The following is a 13621-nucleotide window of genomic DNA, read 5'->3' on the forward strand; positions in this document are numbered from 1 at the left end:
CCCGGACCGCCGCGCGGCGCACCAGCCGCCAGCGCCGCCGCCGTGACCGCCAGCCCCGCCGCCAGCACCCGCCCCCGGCTGCGCACCGCCCGCCGCAGCCGATGGCGCCCACCGGCCCGGACCGGCGCGAAGGCCGGCACCCCGCCGCGCGGCGGATCCGTACGAGACGGGAGACGGGACGGAACGGACGGAGCGGACGGAGGGGATGGAGAGGACAGGGCGCGGGAGGACGGGAGCGGGATCATGGCCATGCACCACCTGGAAGCGAAGCTGCGATCGACGGGAGCACGTCGCCCCGTCTCGGACAGCTCTCACGATGCCCGAAGCCCGCCCGCTCCCGTCGAGGGCTGTGGACAACCTGGGCCTGTGGACAACTCGCTCACCCGGACGCGCCGTTCACCCCCGCGCCCCCGATACCACTCCCGGTGTCGGCCCCCGCTCACGGCAGCGCGATCCCCGGCTCCCACCCGTCCAGCGCCGCCACGCACAGGCAGTCGCGCCCCACGGTCTCCGGCAGTTTCGCCACCGCGTCGAAGAGCACCTCCCGCAGCCGCCCCACGTTCGCCGAGAAGACCTCCAGGACCTCCTTGTGCGAGACCCCCTCGCCCGTCTCCGCACCCGCGTCCAGATCGGTGACCAGCGCCATCGACGTGTAGCAGAGCTCCAGCTCGCGGGCGAGCATCGCCTCCGGATGCCCGGTCATCCCCACCACCGACCAGCCCTGCGCGGCGTGCCACCGCGACTCCGCCCGCGTCGAGAAGCGCGGCCCCTCGATCACGACCATCGTCCCGCCGTCCACCGGCTCCCAGGCGCGTCCGCGCGCCGCCGCCAGCGCCACCTCGCGCCCGGTGGGGCAGTACGGGTCGGCGAAGGACACGTGCACCACGTTGGGCGTACCGCCGTCCGCCAGCGGCTCACCGTCGAAGAAGGTCTGGGTGCGCGACTTCGTCCGGTCCACCAGCTGGTCGGGCACCAGCAGCGTCCCCGGCCCGAACTCCGGCCGCAGGCCGCCGACCGCGCAGGGGCCGAGCACCTGGCGCACCCCCAGGGAGCGCAGCGCCCAGAGGTTGGCGCGGTAGTTGATCCGATGCGGCGGAATGGCGTGCTCGCGGCCGTGGCGCGGCAGGAACGCCACCCGGCGCCCGGCGATCTCGCCGAGGAAGAGGGAGTCGCTGGGGGCGCCGTAGGGGGTGTCGACGGCGACCTCGGTCACGTCGTCCAGGAACGAGTAGAAACCGGAGCCGCCGATCACACCGATGTCTGCCTGAGGTTGATTCATGCCCCCACACTAACGACGCGACCCCGCCCGCCTCCCAGGGAGACGGACGGGGTCGCGAAGACGTAAGGCAGGCGTCGCGGGGACCTCAGGCGGCCGAGCTGGAGCCCTTGGAACCGGAGCCCTTGGCAGCGGACGACGACGAAGACGACGACTTGTCCGAGGACGCGGACTTCTTCTCCGACCCGGAGGACCCGGACGACGAAGAGGAGGACTTGTCCGAGGACGACGACTTGTCCGACGAGGACGACTTCCCCGCCACCGACGAGCTGGACGAGCCGCCCCGGCTGTCGGTCCGGTAGAAGCCGGAGCCCTTGAAGACCACGCCGACCGCCGAGAACACCTTCCGCAGCTTCCCGCCGCAGGCAGGGCACTCGGTCAGTGCGTCGTCGGTGAACTTCTGCACCGCTTCGAGGCCCTCGCCGCAGTCGGTGCACTGGTACTGATAGGTCGGCACTGTTTGCTTCCTCCGAGCTGGCACTCGCACTTCTGGAGTGCTAACGACGCCCCATCTTGCAACATCGCGCGCGCTCAGTCCACCGCAAGCGGCTCCCGCAGCCTGGCCCCCTGCGCCGCGATCCGGCTGCGCGAGGCCCCCGCGCCGGGGGTCAGCCGCGAGCGCAGCGCCAGCAGTACGACGGCCGCCAGGCCCGTACCGGCCAGCGGCACGAGGAAGCCCAGCGAGGCTCCGCCCGCGTCCGTGAGCCGGCCCGCGGCGCTCGCCGCGAGAGCCTGGCCCATGGCGACCGCACCGGTCAGCCAGGTGTACGCCTCGGTGCGCGAGGCGGCCGGGACGATCTGGTCCACCAGGGTGAAGCCGGTGATCAGCGCCGGCGCGATGCACACACCGACGACGAGACCCAGCGCGCCCAGCAGCGGGGCGCTGTGCACGGTCCACAGCGTGGCGGTCGCGGCGACCAGCAGCGGGTACGCGACCAGCAGCCGGCGTCGCGGCGAGACCTTCCAGTGCACCATCCCGAAGGCGATACCGGCCAGCATGTTGCCCGCCGCGAAGATCCCGTACAGGACGCCGTTGACGCCCGGGTTGCCGATCTCCTCGCTGAACGCGGTGAGGCTGACCTGCATGCCGCCGAAGACCGAGCCGATGCCGAGGAAGACCACGGCCAGCACCAGCACGCCCGGCACCCGCAGCGCCGAGGGGTGCTTGCCGCGCTCGGCGGCCGGCAGCACGGGCGGGGCGGTGGCGCGGGAGGCCGCGAAGAACAGACCGCCGGCCAGCGTCAGCACCGCCTCGGCGAGCAGACCCGCCGCCGGGTGGATGCCGCTGCACAGGGCGGCGGCGAAGACCGGTCCGATGACGAAGGTGAACTCGTCCGTGACCGACTCGAAGGCCGCGGCCTTCTGCAGCAGGGGCGAGTCGGCGGGCAGCCGGGCCGCCCACCTGGCCCGGACCATCGGGCCGATCTGCGGGATCGTCGCCCCGGCCGCCAGCGCGGCGGCCATCAGCGCCGCCACGGGCGCCCCGGCCAGCGCCAGCAGCGCCAGCGCGACGACGGCGCTCGCGTGGATCGCCACCGTGGGCACCAGCACGCGGCTCTGCCCGTAGCGGTCGCTCAGCTTGCCGCTGACCGGTGCGCAGAGCGCGACCGCGGTACCGGCCGCGGCGGCGACCAGGCCGGCGGTGCCGTAGCTGCCGGAGGTGTGCTGCACGAGCAGCACGATGCTGATCGTGAGCATCGCGAAGGGCTGCCGGGCGGCGAAGCCGGGCAGCACGAAGGAGAGGGCGCCAGGGGTACGGAGCAGCTGCCCGTAGCCAGGGCGCGAGGAGACGTCTGAGGTGACCGCGGAACCCACGGCCGGTCCTTCCTGCCGTCCGGTAGCGCACGCCCGCGAAGGGGCGCCGCCGAGAGCTGTCCACATGGCGTCTGACCGGCCGGCTCGGGGCCCGCACCATGGGACGGTGGCCTGCGCGAGGGCAGGAGGGCCGCGGCCGGAAGGCACCCTTGGGGGTGCGGGCGGTCGCGCCAGCTCTGCATCGGACAGAGTTGGTTCGAATACGTGTGTGCTTTCCCTCAGCATACGGCACAGCGAAAACCCAGGTCAGCGACCTAGGTCCCACCCGGGCGGGACCTACGCCCCCAGCCACCCCGCCAGCTTGCCCCCGCGGCCGACGGCCTCCAGCCGCTTCTCCGCCGCGTCGCGGACCTCGTCCGTGGTCACCACCAGCAGCTCGTCCCCGGCCCGCAGCACCGTCGCCGGGGCGGGTACGAAACTCGCGTCGTTGCGTACGACCAGGGTCACCGCCGCGCCCTTGGGCAGCCGCAGCTCGCCGACCTCGACGCCGATCATCCGGGACTTCGCCGGCACCGACAGCGACAGCAGATGCGCCCGCAGCCGGTCCAGCGGCGCCGACTCGATGCCCAGGTCGTGGGCCGAGTCCGTGTCGTCCAGCTTCAGCCACTTGGCCAGCGGCGGCAGGGTCGGACCCTGCACCAGGGTGTAGACGATCACCAGGATGAAGACGATGTTGAAGATGCGCGCGTTGTCCGGGACCCCCTCCACCATCGGGATGGTGGCCAGGATGATCGGCACGGCGCCGCGCAGCCCCGCCCACGACAGCAGCACCTGCTCGCGCCAGGGCACCCGGAAGGGGATCAGGCTGACGGCGACCTCCGCGGGCCGCGCCAGCATGGTCAGCACCAGCCCGATGACCAGCGCGGGCACGATGTCGTCGGCCAGCTCGTGCGGGGTGACCAGCAGGCCCAGCAGGACGAACATCCCGATCTGCGCGATCCAGCCCAGCCCGTCGGCGAAGCCCCGCGTCGCGGTCCAGTGCGGCAGCCGGGAGTTCCCCAGCACCACCGCCGCGAGGTACACGGCGAGGAAGCCGCTGCCGTGCGCCATCGCTCCGGCCGCGTACGCCGCGATGGCGATGGCCATGGCGGCGATCGGATAGAGGCCGGAGGAGGGCAGCGCCACCCGCCGCAGTCCGTACGCCCCGAGGAAGCCCACCGCCAGGCCGATCGCGGCGCCGATAGCCAGCTCCAGCGCGATCGTCCCCAGCAGACCGGGCCAGGACCCGACGTGCTCGGAGGTGGAGAAGGCGACGACGAGCAGCACCACCGGGGCGTCGTTGAACCCGGACTCCGCCTCCAGCGTGCCCGTGATCCGTTTGGGCAGCGGCACCCTGCGCAGCACGGAGAAGACCGCCGCCGCGTCCGTCGAGGAGACCACCGCCGCGATGATGAGCGACTGCCGCCACTCCAGGCCGACCAGGTAGTGCGCCCCGGCCGCGACCACCCCCACGCTCACCGCGACACCCACCAGCGAGAGCGTCACGGCGGCGGGCAGCACCGGTTTGATCTCGGACCACTTGGTGCCGAAGCCGCCCTCGGCGAGGATCACCGCCAGCGCCGCGTACCCGATGACCTGGGTGAGGCGGGCGTCGTCGAAGGCGAAGCCGAGTCCGTCCTCGCCGACCGCGACCCCGATGCCCATGTAGAGGACCAGGGAGGGCAGTCCGGTCCGGGAGGCCAGGCGCACCGCGGCGGCGGCCACGAGGAGGATGAGCGCGGAGACGAGCAGGAGGCGGTTGAGGTCGTCGACTGTCAGGGTGAGCCCCTCCCACTGCTGATACGTGCCTTGGCCAAGAATTTACCTTCTCGGTGCTTGAACACGCCACGCATCCGACGTGTGCATACCGGCGGCACCGCCCGACGCCGGCCGCTCCCTTGCTGCGCCCCCTCCCCAAGCTCTTCGAGCAGGGGATGCCCCATCCCCAAGCTCTTCGAGCAGGGGATGCCCCAGGCCCGCGCCTTCCCTGCCGCGCTGGTCGGTGCCCCTGGGCGTCCGCACCACTTGACGGTGCGCCTATGGTTGCTCCTGCACCATAGGTCCCAGCCCCTCGAAGGACAGCGATGCCCGGCAGCGAGAACAGCTCTTCGACGAGGCGACCGCGCGCGAAGATCAAGCGGACGCGGCTGATCGTCCTGGGCATCGCATTCGCCCTCGTACTGGGGCTGGGCGCCGGGGCGTTCTGGGCGGTCTCCACCGTGCGCGACTCCTACCCGCAGACCACCGGCTCGCTGAAGCTCAAGGGCCTCAGCCGCCCCGTCGACGTCAAGCGCGACGCCCGCGGGATTCCGCACGTCTACGCCTCCACCTCCGAAGACCTCTTCCGCGCCCAGGGTTTCGTCCAGGCGCAGGACCGCTTCTGGGAGATGGACGTGCGCCGCCACGTCACCTCGGGCCGGCTCGCCGAGATGTTCGGCAAGGGCCAGTTCGAGACGGACGCCTTCCTGCGCACCCTCGACTGGCGGGGCGTGGCGCAGAAGGAGTACGACACCAAGCTGTCGCCGGAGACCAAGGCGTACCTGCGGGCCTACACCGACGGCGTCAACGCCTATCTGAAGGACCACGAGGGCTCCTCCCTCTCGGTGGAGTATGCGGCGCTGGGGCTGACCAACGACTACGAGCCGGAGCCCTGGACGCCCGTCGACTCGGTGGCCTGGCTCAAGGCGATGGCCTGGGACCTGCGGGCCAACATGGAGGACGAGATCGACCGCTCGCTCCTGGCCGCCCGCTTCGACAGCCGGCAGATCCAGGAGCTCTACCCGCCCTACCCCTACGACCGCAACAAGCCGATCGTGCAGGGCGGCAGAGTCACGGGCGACGCCTTCAAGCCCGCCGGCGCGGCCCCCGTCACCGCCGGCACCGCGCAGACCTCCCAGCTCTCCCAGGCCGACGGCGCGACCGTGACGGCGCAACTGGGCGACGTCTCGCGCAACATCGCCGCGGTGCCGGCCCTCTTCGGCCCCAGCGGCAGCGGCATCGGCTCCAACTCCTGGGTGGTCTCCGGCGACCACACCACCACCGGCAAGCCGCTGCTGGCCAACGACCCGCACCTCTCCCCGCAACTGCCGTCCATCTGGTACCAGATGGGCCTGCACTGCCGGACGGTCTCCGAGAAGTGCCCCTACGACGTCAGCGGCTTCACCTTCTCCGGCCTGCCCGGCGTCGTCATCGGCCACAACCAGCAGATCTCCTGGGGCATGACCAACCTCGGCGCGGACGTCGCCGACCTGTACCTGGAGAAGGTCGACGCCTCGGGCCGCTACGAGGTCGACGGCAGAGCGAAGGACTTCACCACCCGCACCGAGACGCTCAGGAGCGCCGACGGCGCCGTCAAGAAGATCACCGTCCGCTCCACCCGCAACGGCCCGATCGTCTCCGACCGCTCCGACGAGATCGAGGAGGTCGGCCGCAGCGCCCCCGTCGGCTCCTCGGCGCCCGACCGCGGCGACGGCTACGCGGTGGCGCTGCGCTGGACGGCACTGGACCCCTCGCGCACGATGGACGCGGTCTTCAAGATCAACCGGGCGGTGGACTTCAAGCAGTTCCGCGCCGCCGCCGCCGACTTCGCCGTCCCCTCGCAGAACCTGGTCTACGCCGACCGCAAGGGCAACATCGGCTACCAGGCGCCCGGCCGCATCCCGATCCGCGGCGGCAACTCCGACGGCCGGATGCCGCAGCCGGGCTGGAACTCCGCGTACACCTGGAAGGGCACCGTCCCGCAGTCCGCGCTGCCGTGGGAGTACAACCCCGCGCGCGGCTACATCGTCACCGCCAACCAGGCCGTGATCGACCAGCGCACGTACCCCTTCCTGCTGACCACCGACCCCGGCTACGGCACGCGCTCCCACCGGATCGACGCCCTGATCAGGGAGAAGACCAAGGACGGCGGCAAGGTCTCCCCGGCCGACATGTCCGCGATGCAGTCGGACAACCACAGCGAGATCGGCGAGCTCCTCACACCGATGCTGCTGAAGACGAAGGTCGCCGACCGCCACGTGCGCGAGACGCAGGACCTGCTGAAGGACTGGGACTACTCCCAGGACTCCGACTCGGCGGCCGCCGCCTACTTCAACGCCGTCTGGCGCAACATCCTGATGCTCGCCTTCGGCGACAAGATGCCCAAGGAGCTGCGCGTCGAGGGGCAGTGCCTGCGCGTGCCCACCGCCAGCCAGGCCGACGCCCCGGAGGAGACGGTCGTCGAGTGCGGCGATCGCGAGCCCTCGGCCGCGCAACCGGACGGCGGCGACCGCTGGTTCGAGGTGGTCCGCGCGCTGGTGGACAAGCCGGAGAGCGAGTGGTGGACCACCCCCAGCAGCCGGGTGCACAGCGGCGACGCCACCCGCACCCGCGACCAGGTCTTCGCCCGGGCCATGAAGCAGGCCCGCTGGGAGCTGACGGCCAAGCTCGGCAAGGACGTGAGCACCTGGAACTGGGGGCGGCTGCACCGGCTGATGCTGCGCAACCAGACTCTCGGCAAGGAGGGCCCCGGCTTCCTGCAGTGGGTCCTCAACCGCGGCCCCTGGAACCTCAGCGGCGGCGAGGCCACCGTCAACGCCACCGGCTGGAACGCCGCCGGCGGCTACGAGGTGATGTGGGTGCCGTCCATGCGGATGGTCGTCGACCTCGACAACCTGGACAACTCCCAGTGGGTCAACCTCACCGGCGCCTCCGGCCACGCCGGCAGCTCGCACTACACCGACCAGACCGACGCCTGGTCGAAGGGCGAGCTCTACCCCTGGCCGTCCTCGACGCAGGCGGTCGAGGACGCGACCGAGGACAAGATGGTCTTCACCCCGTAGCCGGTACGGGAGTTCAGCTTGCGCTGCGCCCGGGGGTGCGCCGGAAACGGTGCACCCCCGACGGCGTGACGGCCGCGTCCACCGGCCGGTCGTGCCCCTCGGCGGGCACGCCGTCGAGCACCTCGCCGTCGTAGAGCAGCACGAGCATCGACGGCGAGACGCCCGCACCGGCCAGCCGCGCCAGCACCCGGTCGTACGAGCCGCCGCCCCGCCCCAGCCGCATCCCGCGCCCGTCCACCGCCAGCCCCGGAAGCAGCACCGCGTCGGCCTCCAGCACCGCCCCGGCGCCCAGGCGCCCACCGGTCGGCTCCAGCAGCCCGCGCGCCGCGGGCGCCAGCGATCCGGGGCCGCCGTAGAGCGCCCAGTCCAGGTCGTTGTCCGCCAGCAGCACCGGCAGCAGGACCCGCACCCCCCGCTCGCGCAGCACGTCCAGCAACGCGCGCGTGCCGGGCTCGCGCCCCACCGACACATACGCGGCGACCGTCCGCGCGCCCGCCAACTCCGGTATTTCCCACGCCCGTCGCGCCAGCGCCTCGCCCGCGGCCGCCACCTGCCCCCCGGTCAGCGCCGCCCGCGCCGCCAGCAGCGCCCGCCGCAGCACCGCCTTGCCGGCCGCGGCCCCACCGCAGCCCGGCCCTCCCGGCCCTCCCGGCAACGCCCCGCCCCGCTCCCCGTCCATCGCCACGGCCTGCACCCCTTCTCCCGCTCGCACTCCTCGGGCACCTTCCGCCCAAGTGCCCCGCCGCGTCCCATACTGCCCTGCCCCACTGACAACGCCCCGCCCGCCCGTGTTCACGCACCCCGCCCCATGGGTTCGCCGGGCGCCGCCCGCTCTTCGTACGATGGAAGGACACGACTCCCGCGTGGCCGGCACCGGAAGGCTCAAAGCCGCTCGCAACCGGTCAAAGTCACTCGGAATCTCATCTTCCCTTCATCACTACGGATATGGTGCTCGGCATGACTTCATCGCGTACTCGGATCACGAAGGCCGTCATCCCGGCGGCCGGCCTGGGCACCCGCTTCCTGCCCGCGACCAAGGCGACTCCCAAGGAGATGCTGCCGGTTGTGGACAAGCCCGCGATCCAGTACGTCGTGGAGGAGGCCGTGGCGGCCGGGCTCCCCGACGTACTGATGGTGACCGGCCGCAGCAAGCGCGCCCTGGAGGACCACTTCGACCGCAACTACGAGCTGGAGGAGGCCCTGCGCAGGAAGGGCGACCAGGCCCGGCTCGCCGCCGTCGAGGAGTCCACCGACCTGGCCGACATCCACTACGTCCGCCAGGGCGACCCCCGCGGTCTGGGCCACGCCGTGCTCTGCGCCCAGGCGCACGTGGGCGACCAGCCCTTCGCCGTCCTGCTGGGCGACGACCTGATCGACCCCCGCGACCCGCTGCTCTCCCGGATGACGGACATACAGCGTGAGCACGGCGGCAGCGTCATCGCCCTGATGGAGGTCGACCCCGCGCAGGTCCACCTCTACGGCTGCGCGGCCGTGGAGGCGACCGGCGAGGAGGACGTGGTGCGTGTCACGGGCCTGGTGGAGAAGCCCGACCCGGCGGACGCCCCCAGCAACTACGCCGTCATCGGCCGCTACGTACTGGATCCGGCCGTCTTCGAGGTCCTCGGCAAGACCGAGCCCGGCCGCGGCAACGAGATCCAGCTCACCGACGCCCTGCAGACACTCGCGGCCGACACCTCCATCGGCGGCCCCGTCCACGGCATCGTCTTCCGCGGCCGCCGCTACGACACCGGTGACCGCAGCGACTACCTCCGTGCCATCGTCCGCCTCGCCTGCGAGCGTGAGGACCTGGGCGCGGACTTCCGCGCCTGGCTGCGGAGTTACGTCACGGAGGAGATGGCGAGTTGAGCACCACCACGCGGACGCCGGAGGACAGCGGCACGGACAGCGGCCCAGACAGCGGCCCGGACAGCGGGCAGACGCCGGGCGCCGACCCGGCCGCCGTCGACGGGACCTGGTCGGTGGACGAGCACCTCGCCGACATCCTGCGCCAGATCCGTCCGCTGGAGCCGTTGGAGCTGCAGCTGCTGGAGGCGCAGGGCTGCGTCCTCGTCGAGGACGTCACGGTGCCGATCGCGCTGCCGCCCTTCGACAACAGCTCGATGGACGGGTACGCCGTCCGCGTGGCCGATGTCGCCGACGCCGGCGGGGAGTTCCCGGCCCGGCTGACGGTCGTCGGGGACGTGGCGGCGGGCAGCGGCGAGCCGCCCGCGGTCGGCCCCGGCGAGGCGGTGCGCATCATGACCGGCGCCCCGCTGCCCCCCGGCGCCCAGGCGGTCGTCCCGGTGGAGTGGACGGACGGCGGCGGCGGGGCGGGCCCCGCGACGACGATGCGGGCGCACAGCAAGGCCCCCCAGGGCGCGGGCGGCACGGTCGAGGTGTACCGCCCGGTCGCCGCCGGCGAGCACATCCGGCTGCGCGGCGGCGACGTCGCCGCCGGCGAGCTGGCGCTGGCCGCCGGCACGGTCCTGGGCCCCACCCAGATCTCCCTGCTCGCGGCGATCGGCCGCGCCACCGTCAGGGTCCGCCCCCGCCCCCGCGTCGTGGTCGTCTCCACGGGCAGTGAGCTGGTCGCGCCCGGCGAGGAGCTGGGCCCCGGCCGGATCCACGACTCCAACAGCTTCGCCCTCACCGCCGCCGCCAAGCAGGCCGGCGCCATCGCCTACCGGGTCGGCGCCGTCGCCGACGACGCCGAGACCCTCCGGGCCACGCTGGAGGACCAGTTGATCCGCGCGGACGCGGTGGTCACCAGCGGCGGTGTGAGCGTGGGTGCGTACGACGTGGTCAAGGAGGCGCTCAGCGACCTCGACGGCGAGGGCGGCGGGGTGGACTTCCGCAGGCTCGCCATGCAGCCGGGCAAGCCGCAGGGCTTCGGCCGCGTCGGCGCGGACCGCACCCCGCTGCTGGCCCTGCCGGGCAATCCGGTGGGGGCGTACGTCTCCTTCGAGCTGTTCGTACGCCCGGTCATCCGCCGCCTGATGGGCCTGACCCCCGAGTCGCGGCCCTGCGTCCAGGCGCGTCTGGAGACACCGGCCCCCCTGCGCTCGCCCGCCGGCCGGCGGCAGTTCCTGCGCGGCCGCTACGACGCCGCGAGCGGCACCGTACGGCCGGTCGGCGGGGCGGGCTCGCACCTGGTGGCGGCGCTGGCGCTGGCCGACTGCCTGCTGGTCGTCCCGGAGGACGTGACGGAGGTCGAGGACGGCACGGCGGTGGAGGTCATCGCGCTGGACTGAGGCGCCCGCCCCCTCCCGTCCCCCCACGCTGTCACGGCCCCCCGGCGCGCTTGCCGGTACGGTAACCCTGCGCACGTATCGGAAACGGGAGTTCACGCCGCATGACCGCCCAGCCCGCCCAGCCCCCTCAGCCCCAGCAGCCCGACGGGCCGCTTCTGACGCACATCGACGAGGCCGGCGCGGCCCGCATGGTCGACGTCTCCGCCAAGGACGTCACCAGCCGCACCGCCCGCGCCACCGGCCGCGTGCTGGTGACCCCCCGCGTCGTGGAACTCCTGCGCGGCGAGGGCGTCCCCAAGGGCGACGCCCTGGCCACCGCGCGGATCGCCGGGATCATGGGCGCCAAGCGCACCCCCGACCTCATCCCCCTCTGCCACCCGCTGGCCGTCTCGGGCGTCATGGTCGACCTCGCGGTCGCCGACGACGCGGTGGAGATCAGCGCCACCGTGCGCACCACGGACCGCACGGGTGTGGAGATGGAGGCGCTGACCGCCGTCGCCGTCGCCGCCCTGACGGTCGTCGACATGGTCAAGGCCGTCGACAAGAGCGCCGTGATCAGCGACATCCGCGTCGAGGAGAAGACCGGCGGAAAGTCGGGCGACTTCCGCCGCGGCGCGGAGGCCGGCACATGAGCCCGCGCGCCCTCGCCGTCACCGTCTCCAACCGCGCCTTCGCCGGCGTCTACGCCGACACCGGCGGCCCGCTGCTGGCCGAGGGCCTGGCCGCGCTGGGCTTCACCGTCGAGGGCCCCCGCGTCGTACCGGACGGGGAGGCGGTGGAGCGGGCTCTGCGCGACGGCGTCTCGGAGGGCTTCGACGTCATCCTCACCACCGGCGGTACGGGCATCTCGCCGACGGACGCCACCCCCCAGATGACCGCCCGGGTGCTGGACTACGAGGTCCCCGGCATCCCCGAGGCCATCCGCGCCCACGGCCGCCCCAAGGTCCCCGCCGCCGCCCTCTCCCGGGGCCTGGCGGGTGTCGCCGGCCGCACCCTGATCGTCAACCTCCCCGGCTCCTCCGGCGGCGTCCGCGACGGCCTCGCGGTGCTGGCGGCGCTGCTCCCGCACGCGGTGGAGCAGCTGCGCGGGGGCGACCACCCCCGCTCCGACGGGGGAGACCCGCAGCAGGGCGGTGCCCGCTGAGTACCGTCTGGCCGGTCGAGCTGGCGGAGGGCCCGGTGCGCCTGCGCCCCATCCGGCTGCGCGACCAGAGCGCCTGGCGGGAGGTCAACCAGCGCAACCGCGACTGGCTGCGCCCCTGGGAGGCCACCGTCCCCCCGGCGCTCCCGGGCGGCCGGCCGACGCGCCGCCCCACGTACCGCCAGATGGTCCGCCACCTGCGCACGGAGGCCGCGGCCGGCCGGATGCTGCCCTTCGTCATCGAGTACGAGGGCCGGCTCGTCGGCCAGCTCACCGTCGCCGGCGTCACCTGGGGCTCGATGCGCTCGGGGCACATCGGCTACTGGGTGGACCGCGCGGTCGCCGGCCGCGGCGTGATGCCGGCGGCGGTCGCCCTGGTCACCGACCACTGCTTCCGCTCGGTGGGCCTGCACCGCGTGGAGGTCTGCATCCGCCCGGAGAACGGCCCGAGCCGGCGCGTGGTGGAGAAACTCGGCTTCCGCGAGGAGGGGTTGCGCCCCCGCTACCTCCACATCGACGGCGCCTGGCGCGACCATCTGGTCTTCGCGCTGACCGCCGAGGAGGTGCCGGAGGGACTGCTGGGCCGGTGGCGTTCGCTGCGGAGCCTCCAGACGCCTCCTTCTCACGCTGAATGAAATAAATGTTCGAAAAGCATGCGCCGAATACCCGCTCCGGACAAAAAATCTGAAGAAAAGCTCGAGATATGAGCCGGATGGTGCGACACACCGGGCCGATTGGCCGATGCGGTGTCTCCAACACCTCTACCGTGTAGGGCGTGAGCAGCAGCGGCCTCATCTACGCAATGATCGTGGGGGCCTGGGCCGCCTACTTGGTTCCGATGTGGCTTCGTAGGCAGGACGAGCTGAACGAGGCCCGTCCGACGGAACGCTTCAGCACCGCTCTCCGGTTGCTGACCGGACGCGGCGCGGCGGACCGCCACAGCGCCGAGGACGACCCCGAGACCCGGGACGCCGATCCGGACGCCCCGGACTTCGCGCTGCCCGCCCCTTCCGCCAACGCGCAGCCGGCCACCCCGCCCGCCCGCCGTCGTACGACCGCGGTGCCGGCGGAGGCGGACGCGACGGCGGACCGCGACCGCACGGCGGGGGAGCGGGGCGAGCGCGCGGCGCGGGCCAAGGTCATGGCACGCCGCCGGCGCACCACGACACTCCTCTTCCTGGCGCTCACGGCGGGCGCGATCTGGGCCGCGGTGGGCGGGCTGCGCCACCTGTGGGCGGTCGCGGTCCCGGCGGCGCTGCTGACGGCGTACATGGCGCACCTGCGCGCCGGCGAGCGCCGCCGCCGGGCGGCCGTCGTCGACCAGGGCCGCGGCGCCGAC

At 73.2% G+C, this 13621-nt stretch carries 12 protein-coding genes; 7 read left to right on the forward strand and 5 right to left on the reverse strand.

Annotated elements, in window-relative coordinates:
• Positions 1-439: 439 nt before the first annotated feature.
• The 4 genes from ACFQLX_RS25140 to ACFQLX_RS25155 form a co-directional block, all read right to left on the reverse strand.
• Complete coding sequence (locus ACFQLX_RS25140) at positions 440-1279, reverse strand: S-methyl-5'-thioadenosine phosphorylase (RefSeq protein WP_386418768.1); 840 nt, start codon at positions 1277-1279, stop codon at positions 440-442.
• Between the two features lie 85 nt (positions 1280-1364).
• Complete coding sequence (locus ACFQLX_RS25145; protein WP_386418770.1) at positions 1365-1733, reverse strand: FmdB family zinc ribbon protein; 369 nt, start codon at positions 1731-1733, stop codon at positions 1365-1367.
• Between the two features lie 74 nt (positions 1734-1807).
• On the reverse strand, positions 1808-3091 hold the full coding sequence (locus ACFQLX_RS25150; RefSeq protein ID WP_386418772.1) for an MFS transporter: 1284 nt from the start codon (positions 3089-3091) through the stop codon (positions 1808-1810).
• A 276-nt stretch (positions 3092-3367) separates the two neighbouring features.
• Positions 3368-4891, reverse strand: coding sequence for a potassium/proton antiporter (locus tag ACFQLX_RS25155; RefSeq protein WP_386418779.1), 1524 nt, complete (start codon positions 4889-4891; stop codon positions 3368-3370).
• 263 nt (positions 4892-5154) lie between these two features.
• On the opposite strand from ACFQLX_RS25155, the gene ACFQLX_RS25160 reads away from it, so the two are divergent.
• Positions 5155-7890 carry a penicillin acylase family protein gene (locus ACFQLX_RS25160; RefSeq protein ID WP_386418773.1) on the forward strand — a complete coding sequence of 912 codons (2736 nt, stop codon included), beginning with the start codon at positions 5155-5157 and terminating at the stop codon, positions 7888-7890.
• Positions 7891-7903: 13 nt separating this feature from the next.
• Here the strand turns inward: ACFQLX_RS25160 and ACFQLX_RS25165 are convergent, their stop codons facing one another.
• Complete coding sequence (locus tag ACFQLX_RS25165) at positions 7904-8569, reverse strand: 5-formyltetrahydrofolate cyclo-ligase (protein WP_386418781.1); 666 nt, start codon at positions 8567-8569, stop codon at positions 7904-7906.
• A 278-nt stretch (positions 8570-8847) separates the two neighbouring features.
• Between ACFQLX_RS25165 and galU the strand changes: the two genes are divergently transcribed.
• From galU to sepX, 6 genes are all read left to right on the forward strand, one after another.
• Positions 8848-9756: a UTP--glucose-1-phosphate uridylyltransferase GalU gene (galU, locus tag ACFQLX_RS25170; RefSeq protein WP_386418775.1), complete on the forward strand. Its 909-nt coding sequence runs from the start codon at positions 8848-8850 to the stop codon at positions 9754-9756.
• 113 nt (positions 9757-9869) lie between these two features.
• Positions 9870-11141 (forward strand): molybdotransferase-like divisome protein Glp, encoded by a 1272-nt coding sequence (gene glp, locus ACFQLX_RS25175; protein WP_386418782.1) that lies wholly within the window; start codon positions 9870-9872, stop codon positions 11139-11141.
• 101 nt (positions 11142-11242) lie between these two features.
• On the forward strand, positions 11243-11773 hold the full coding sequence (gene moaC, locus ACFQLX_RS25180) for a cyclic pyranopterin monophosphate synthase MoaC (RefSeq protein ID WP_386418776.1): 531 nt from the start codon (positions 11243-11245) through the stop codon (positions 11771-11773).
• Positions 11770-12285: a MogA/MoaB family molybdenum cofactor biosynthesis protein gene (locus tag ACFQLX_RS25185; protein ID WP_386418778.1), complete on the forward strand. Its 516-nt coding sequence runs from the start codon at positions 11770-11772 to the stop codon at positions 12283-12285. Before moaC ends, ACFQLX_RS25185 begins: the two co-directional genes overlap by 4 nt.
• The gene (locus ACFQLX_RS25190) at positions 12282-12917 is read left to right on the forward strand and encodes a GNAT family N-acetyltransferase (RefSeq protein ID WP_386418784.1); all 636 of its coding nucleotides are present in this window, start codon (positions 12282-12284) and stop codon (positions 12915-12917) included. Before ACFQLX_RS25185 ends, ACFQLX_RS25190 begins: the two co-directional genes overlap by 4 nt.
• Before the next feature lie 140 nt (positions 12918-13057).
• A partial coding sequence (sepX, locus tag ACFQLX_RS25195) for a divisome protein SepX/GlpR (RefSeq protein WP_465270553.1) occupies positions 13058-13621 on the forward strand: 564 nt, incomplete at its 3' end.

The sequence above is a fragment of the Streptomyces polyrhachis genome (genome assembly GCF_042663125.1).
In the GTDB taxonomy this organism is placed as follows: domain Bacteria; phylum Actinomycetota; class Actinomycetes; order Streptomycetales; family Streptomycetaceae; genus Streptomyces; species Streptomyces polyrhachii.